1 protein-coding gene is annotated in these 8,526 nt (G+C 52.2%); it reads left to right on the top strand.

All coding sequences use genetic code 11. The features are described 5' to 3' along the window. Positions 1 to 8,526 (top strand): amino acid adenylation domain-containing protein (locus WBJ47_RS03945; RefSeq protein ID WP_424585368.1); only part of this gene is annotated, 8,526 nt, incomplete at both ends.

The raw sequence follows: 8,526 nt of genomic DNA, 5'->3' as shown, positions 1-8,526 counted from the left end.
CCAGCCTGTTCCCGTTGCGCTTACGCATCGGAAAACTCGACTGGTCCGCGCCCGAAGCACCCGGTCTGGCCTTGAGACAAATCAAGGAAGACCTGCGCGCCCTGCCTGACAAAGGCATCGGCTACGGCGTGTTACGTCATTTTGATGCACAAAGCAAAAAATTGTTCGAGCAATGCCCACAGCCTCAAATCGTCCTGAATTACCTCGGGAAATTTGAAGGAGGAGAATCCTCTGACGATCATCCGAATGAAAATAACTGGAGCATTATTGAAACTGTCTCTGGTGCTTCTGGAGATCATTCTGAGCGCCAACGACCACACCTGCTCGAAGTCAATGCATTGCTTCTCGCGAACGGAAGCCTGAGTTTTCAGATCACACACTGTCAGCATGCACACAGCTCAGAATCAGTCGCACATTTAGCAAGAGCGTTTGAACAAGCACTGTTGCAAGTCACGCAACATTGTCTGGAGCGACCGCTTGCGTGTACGCATACACCTTCTGACTTTCCGCTGGTTGCCAGCTCCAACAGTGTCTTAAGCCAAGCTCTTGACCAAAAAGTGCTTGATGCGCTCCTGCTTCAACACCCAAGGCTCGACCGCATTCTGCCACTCACGCCTGCACAGCAAGGCATGGCGTTTGAAAGTCTCGCACGTGAAATAGGCACAGCTGATCCATGCCATATTCAAGTTGCACTGATTGTCCGTGGCGATCTCAAACGTCCTGCCATGCAACAGGCATGGGCAAATATTGTCGCGCGCCACGATATCTTACGTTTAGTGCTTGCGCCTTCGCGACTGGCACCGGGTGTCGCCATCATTCAGGAGGCCTCAGCCCTTGATTTTCGTACGATTCAACTAAATGGATCTCCAGAGGAACGTATCCGTCAACTCAAGGCGATGGATTTAGACGAACCTTTTGAGCTTGAACAGGGACCTTTGATTCGTCTCAGCATCGCCGATCTCGGCAATGGAGAGCACGCAGTCATGCTGTCCAAGCACCATGTCATTTTAGATGGCTGGTCATTAATGGTGGTCCTGTTTGAGCTTGCACAAGGCTACGCCGACCAACTCACAGGGAAAAGCAGCGCACTCAAACACGGTCTTTCTTGGCCGGCACACTTGGAGTGGCTGGCCGCACAAGATGTCGAGCCTTCTCGTCAATTCTGGAAGCAACACTTAAACGCCGTCACCACGCCGAGTCGCGTCAAGTTTCCTGCACCGGTCACGGTTGGCCGAGGCAATGGAGAAATCTACCGACTACTCTCTGTTCAAACACTTGCCACGCTTGATACTTTTGGTAAGCAACATGGATTGACACAAGCCACCATTTTGATGGGACTGTATGCGCTTGTTCTGGCACGCATCAGCCGAATGGATGAGCTCGTATTAGGCAGCGTGCATAATGGCCGTACCGTTTCAATCGACGGAATCGATCAAGCGGTGGGACTGTTTATTGACACCCTTCCCCATTACATGGCGATGCCGAGCGGTCAGAGGCTAATTGACTGGCTGGCACTTCAACAACAGGTTCAGGCCGAACAGGATGCCTATTCGCACATTGGCTTGCTCGGCATTCAGGCCCAGTCGAAAATCAAAGGACAGGCGCTATTCGAAGCACTTTTTGTTTTTGAAAATTTCCCGACAGATCCATCTAAAACAGCCGTCGGCAATCTTGAGGTTCAGCGCATCGAAGGCCACGATGGCACAAGCTATCCAGTGGCACTCGGCGTTTTACCCTCAGATCAAGGATTAAGCCTACGCTTTACCTATGATCAAAGCCGTATTGACTCCACTCAAGCCTCTGCATTTTTAGAGCGCTTATGCGCACTCATCGATGAGCTGCCTCAACTTGCACAGCAACCTCTTGCCGCACTCACCCTCACACGCGGCGCCGAACGCGAACAATTACTCGCGCAATCTAATGGACCGACTTTGTCTGTCCTTCCCGCCGAGCTCGATCTCACCATCCTTTTTTCTGAACAAGTCCTCGCGAGACCCGATGCACCGGCTCTGATCGAAGATCAAGCCTCCGGACCAGATATTCAAACATACGCAGAGGTTGACGAACGCGCCAATCAACTCGCGCGCTATCTCATTAGTCAAGGTGTTGGCGCAGATGACGTAGTCGGCGTGATGCTCGACCGCTCACCGTCATTATTTATTTCAATTTTGGCTGTACTGAAAGCCGGTGCAGCTTTTTTACCGGTAGACCCGACCTATCCTTCGAGTCGCTTAGCCTATATTTTGCAAGACAGCCGAGCAAAATACGTACTGAGTGTCGGCAGTCTATACGAAACGCTTGAAATGGCGATCGATACACCACTCCCTGATTTGATCGACCTAGACGATCAAATTCTCGATATCCGCTTGAGTATGTTGGCCGGTGATCCGATCACCCAACAAGAGCGACTTCAGCCCTTGTCACCTGACAGCCTAGCCTATTTAATTTACACCTCTGGTTCAACCGGTTTACCAAAAGGTGTGTGCATCACACATCGCACAGCCGTCAACCTTGCGTTTTCACAACGTTCCCTGTTTGGTCTGAATGAAACAGATCGCGTGCTTCAGTTTGCTTCGCAAGCCTTTGATGCAAGCGTCTGGGAGATGCTGAACGCTTTTGGATCGGGTGCAGCACTTGTGATCGCGACTCAGGCTTTGCGTTCAGATGCCGCGACTAACCTAGGTCCGTGCCTTGCGCGTTGTGGTGTAACCCATGCGACCTTACCCCCTGTACTGGTCGCCGCCTTAGAGCCTGACGCGCTTGATTCACTCAAGACCCTCGTCGTGGCGGGTGAGGCCTGCCCGCCCTCCATCGTGACGCGCTTTGCAGGTCAATTGCGAATGTTTAACGCATACGGCCCGACAGAAACAACCGTCTGTGCAACGATGAGTCATCCACTCGATCCCGCCCGAGACGGACAGACAACCTCCGGTGCCATCAGCATCGGTACCGCTTTGCCTAACATGCAGGTATACCTGCTAGACGCAAACCTTGAACCTGTTCCTCAAGGTGTTCCCGGCGAACTCTATGTCGCTGGTGCGGGTCTGGCCCGCGGCTATCACAACCGTCCTGGTCTCAGTGCAGAGCGCTTTCTGGCTTGTCCTTTCGGACCGCCCGGGGCACGCATGTATCGAACGGGTGATCTCGCGCTCAAGCATACAGATCAATCAATAGAGTTTCTGGGACGCGCGGATGATCAGGTCAAAATCCGGGGCTACCGCATCGAACTCGGTGAAATCGAAGCCGCCATCGCGAAAGAATTTGAGACTGTGGCTCAAGTCGCGGTCAATGCGCGCACCATGGGCGAAGACACCAAACTGATCGCCTATCTGGTGATGCAACAAGGTCAATCCATGCTCGATACCGTTGAGTTGAGCGAACAACTCGCGGCGGTGCTGCCTCAGTACATGATTCCCACTTATTTTATGGAAATCGACCAACTGCCGCTGACGCCCAACGGCAAAGTGGATCGACGTGTATTGCCCGAACCCATGATTTCGGGGGAAGAGACCCACTACCAGCCTGCCCAGACCACTTCGGAGGAAATTCTTTGCACACTGTTTAGTGAGTTAACGGGGGTCGCCCGCGTGGGCAGACAAGATGGCTTCTTTTCAATTGGTGGAGACAGTATTTCAGTCATTCGTCTGGTCAGTCGCGCCCGCGCACAAGGCCTGTCCTTTTCTGTCCGTGACGTCTTTAAACACCAAACGCCAGAAGCCATTGCCGAACATGCACAAGTCACGGACACCCAAGACAGAGCCGTCGCGGAGCAAGCAGGTGAAACGAGTTCAGTATTTTCCATCTCAGAGCACGGAGAGTTTTTTGCACTCCCTGTTTACAGCGCGTTTCTAGAGCTTGGTGGCTCGCTTAAACAGTTTAACCAAGCGATCTGTCTACGTGCTCCAATCGGCATGACACACGCTCAGGCTCAACGCATACTGAATCAACTGATTCTCCATCATAGCGGCCTAAGACTTCGCATGCTGAGCGGCAAGGCGCCACAACAATTTGTGATCGATATACCGGAACAAGTATCTGAATGCACTTTACCCACCATCGCTCTAACAGGTCAGACACCCGAGGAGAATCGAGCGCAATTAGTCGCAGCTGTTCTGCCACTCAGTCGTCGACTGGACCCAGAACAATCCGGTGGCATGGTCGCCCCGCTATGGGTCACTGAGTCAGACCAACCTGCCTTACTCGTCCTCGTGATTCATCACTTTGCGATCGATGGCGTGTCTTGGCGTATTTTGCTTGATGATTTAAAGGCACTATCAGCACCACAACCTCGCGCACTCGAAGTACCCGCAGTCTCTCTGCGAGCATGGGGTGCGTTTCTTTACGAACAAGGTCAACAAGGCAACCGTCGCTCCGAAGAAGCCCTTTGGCTTTCACAGGTGGCAGGTGTCAACGCACTGCCAACTGATCACGCGATCACGCGTCAAGCCAATACACTGGCTCGAGTCGCGCATGTACAGACGGAGCTTTCACCCTCAGAAACAGAGCTTCTGTTGCACGCACCCACTACCTACTTCGGTGCGATCAATGACGTCTTGCTCGCGGCGCTTGGTTTGTCCTTGCGTCAATGGTCAAAAGAACAGTTTCAGACTGAACTCGGTGATCCATTGATTGATCTCGAGGGTCACGGTCGGGAAACGGATGCAGACCTCACCCGAACAATCGGCTGGCTCACAACCCTGTTTCCGGTCCGTCTGCCTGTCGCCGAGATCGAACTACAACATCGCGATCGTGCAGGCTTTGCGATACAGCGCGTCAAAGAAAACCTGCGTGCCCTGCCAGACAAAGGGCTCGGTTACGGCATTTTGCGCTACCTTGATCCAAATAGTCAGCTTGCAAGCGGGCAACATGCGCAAGCAGAAATTGGTTTTAATTATCTTGGACGCTTTGAAAACAAAGCGGTCGCCGATCCGACGCAATGGCAAATGACAGAGGATGGCTTAATTGGTGCTGAGGATGATGAAAATCGACCCAGACTGCACCTTCTCGACATCAATGCGGTCATCACCAATAGTGGCGCACTCAGCTTTACCATTTCTTACTGCGCCGACGCTTACGAAAAGACCTCTATTGATGCGCTATCAAACCTATTTAAACAATCTTTAGTCAATGCAGCTGAACATTGCGCCCAGGCACCACTGGCCTGCCGTCATACGCCTTCAGATTTTGCATGGCTCAATACTCGCCATACATTGACACAAACACAACTGAACAACGTCAGTGCACTCTATCCAAATTTTAGCGACCTCGTGACGCTCACCCCTCTGCAACAAGGTCTTGGTTTTGAATCTCTGGCCTTAGTGCAAGGAAAGCAGGATCCCTATCACGTTCACTTGATGCTCACATTTGAAGGAAACTTCAATCTGAAGGCGATGCAGGCTGCCTGGTCTGAACTCATGAATCGTCATGAAGTATTGAGACTGGTGATGGCACCTACTGCGGAGCTCCCTGGACTTGGGGTGATTCTGTCACCCGATGCCTGTGACTTTAGAACCTACGCACTCACCGGCACGCAAGCCGAGCGGCTTCATGCACTGAAACAGCTAGATTTCGATTCACCCTTTGATCTCGAACGAGGTCCCTTGATCCGCATGACCTATTGCGCGCTGGGTCAAGATAAACATGCCCTCTTGGTTGCCAACCATCACTTGATTTTGGACGGCTGGTCACTGCCTATCCTGATGGGCGACCTAGCTGATGCTTACGTGGCGCATTGTGGCGCCGGCGAGCGTCATCCCGCACCCGTCTTTTCTTGGAAAGAACATCTGCAATGGCTGGAAGCGCAGGACAGTGAGGCGACAAAACAATATTGGCGCACGCATCTCAGCGAACTTTCAGAACCTAGCCGACTGAGTTTGCCCACACCGCAAGATCCGAATGGTGGCATGAAAAACATTGAGTACCTTGTTCCCTCAGACACACAGCGGACACTTGAACGTTTTGGTCGTCAGTATGGATTAACTCAGGCCTCTATTCTCCAAGGTCTCTATGCCTTAGTACTGGGTCGCACTTGCCGTCTGGATGAGGTGGTGATTGGCAGTGTACGCAATGGTCGCTCCAGCGAACTTCGCGGGATTGATCGTGCACTCGGCTTATTCATCAACACATTGCCTTTGTATATTGCACTACCTGAAACCGTTGTACTCAAAGACTGGCTTCGCGAACAGCAAGTCGCGATGGCTGAACAAGACAGTTTCACGCACATTGGTTTGCGTGACATTCAAACCTTGGCCGGTCTCGGCGGCACCGCATTGTTTGAAGCAATGTTTGTTTTTGAAAACTATCCTGTCAGTCATCCAAACAAAAAGCTGGCCGATATCACCCTCACCCACGCGGAAAGTGAAGATGGCAATCACTATCCCGTCGGACTATCCGTCATGACAGGTGAAAAGCTCGCCTTACGTTTAGGCTTTGATCAGGCACGTCTCACAACAGCCCAAGCTGAACGTTTAGTCGACAGTCTGCTCTATCTGCTTGCTAATCTAGAAAGCCTGGCAAATACAGTGCTGAGTGCAGTACCGATTTATGAGCCTTCCAGTCGTCAGGCTCTCATTGAAACATCCTCGGGTGATCACGTGACGCTCAACGATGATCATCAGTCATTGTTAGCCATGATCGCGCAACAAGTTGATCGCGCGCCTGATGCACCCGCATTAACCGGTAGCAGCGATACAGGCTCTTATAGCCTCACTTATCGAGAACTTGATGCACAGGCCAATCGACTGGCACGACATTTAATTGCACAAGGCGTAGGACCGGACACTATTGTCGGGGTCATGCTAGAACGCACGCCAGCGCTGGTGATTTCCATGCTGGCCATTATGCGAGCAGGTGGTGCTTATTTACCTCTGGCGCCAGAATACCCTGCGCAGCGCTTGTCCTTTATGCTTAAAGACAGTCGCGCCAAGTTGCTCCTCGCCTCAACCGTGCATTTCGATGCCTTGATCGATACGCTTGCCTTGCAAGAACAAGCGGCAAGCAATTTCAGCTTTGAACAAGCGAGAGACGCAGTTCGCGTGACATTGCCACTGCTACAGGATCCAGCAGCGCCTTCATTACTCGCACAATTAGACTCTTTATCCGCCGCGGCAATCGCTCCGACAGAGCGACTCGGTCTTTTGCGTGCAGAGAATCTTGCCTACCTCATTTACACCTCGGGAAGCACAGGCGTACCCAAGGGCGTCATGCTGTCTCATCACGGCCTGACCAACTATCTCAACTGGGCACTCGACGCCTATCAACTAGATTCAGGCTCTGGCGCACCGATCAACACTTCAATCGCGTTTGATGCGACGATCTCAAGCTTGTGGTTACCACTTTCCAGCGGTCGCAGCGTTCACCTGCTTGCCCAAGAAAATGAAATCGAGGTACTGGCGGACTATCTGAACCAGCAAGCTGGTTATTCATTAGTCAAAGCCACGCCTGTGCACATGGACGCACTGCGTCACTTACTCAAACCAGACGTTCTTAAAAAACAAAGCCATGCGTATGTGATCGGTGGCGAGCAACTGAACGCCTCCACTGTGGCCATGTGGCGAGAGTTCGCACCGGCTACCCGACTCATTAACGAGTATGGTCCGACAGAAACAGTTGTGGGTTGTTGCGTGTACGAAGTCTCTGAGCGGACTAGCCACGAGGGGGTCATCCCCATTGGTCTGCCAATCTGGAATACACAGTTGTATATTCTTGATCCTAATCTTGAGCCTGTCCTGGATGGCGCGGTGGGAGAGCTCTACATCGGTGGTGAAGGCTTGGCGCGCGGCTACTTTAACCGGCCCGGCTTGAGTGCAGAGCGTTTTATCGCCTGTCCATTTGCAGCACCAGGTGCACGCATGTATCGCACAGGTGACCTGGTATTTAGACGTGCTGATGGCGTCTTGATCTATCTCGGGCGTGCCGATGATCAAGTCAAAATTCGTGGCTATCGCATTGAGCTCGGAGAAATCGATGCGGCCTTGCTCAGCACCTTTAGTGCACTGGCTTACGCTGCGGTGATTCCTAAAACGCTTAACGGTGAAAAACGACTTGTTGCGTATTTAGTTGCGCAACCTGGTCAAACCTTACCAAGCAATCAAGTCATTCAGGCTCAACTTGGCCTCAAACTACCCGAGCACATGGTACCCACCCATTTTGTCTCACTTGATGCGCTGCCCCTCACGCCAAACGGAAAACTTGACCGAAAGGCTCTCCCAGATCCGCAAACACAATATGGCGATCGCACTTACATCGCTCCACTGAACGCGTCAGAGTCCTTGTTATGCCAGTTATTTGAAGAACTCACTGGTAATGTGCAAGTGGGTCGTCAAGAAAGCTTCTTTGCGACTGGTGGCGATAGCATTTTGGCCATTCGTCTGGTCAGTCGTGCCCGTGCGCAAGGCCTCGTGTTTAGCGTCAGAGATGTCTTTAAACATCAAACACCCGAAGCCCTTGCCGCGGCCGCGACGCTTGCCTCCACCGAGACTGTGCAAACAGTCTGGGTCGAAGAAGGCGAGATGCCTCCTTTGCCAA

Origin of the sequence: Zwartia sp. (genome assembly GCF_049655405.1) — a bacterium.
Lineage (GTDB): Bacteria > Pseudomonadota > Gammaproteobacteria > Burkholderiales > Burkholderiaceae_B > Zwartia.
Note: the sequence above shows the minus strand (reverse complement) of the source record. Positions and strands in the feature narration are given on the sequence as shown.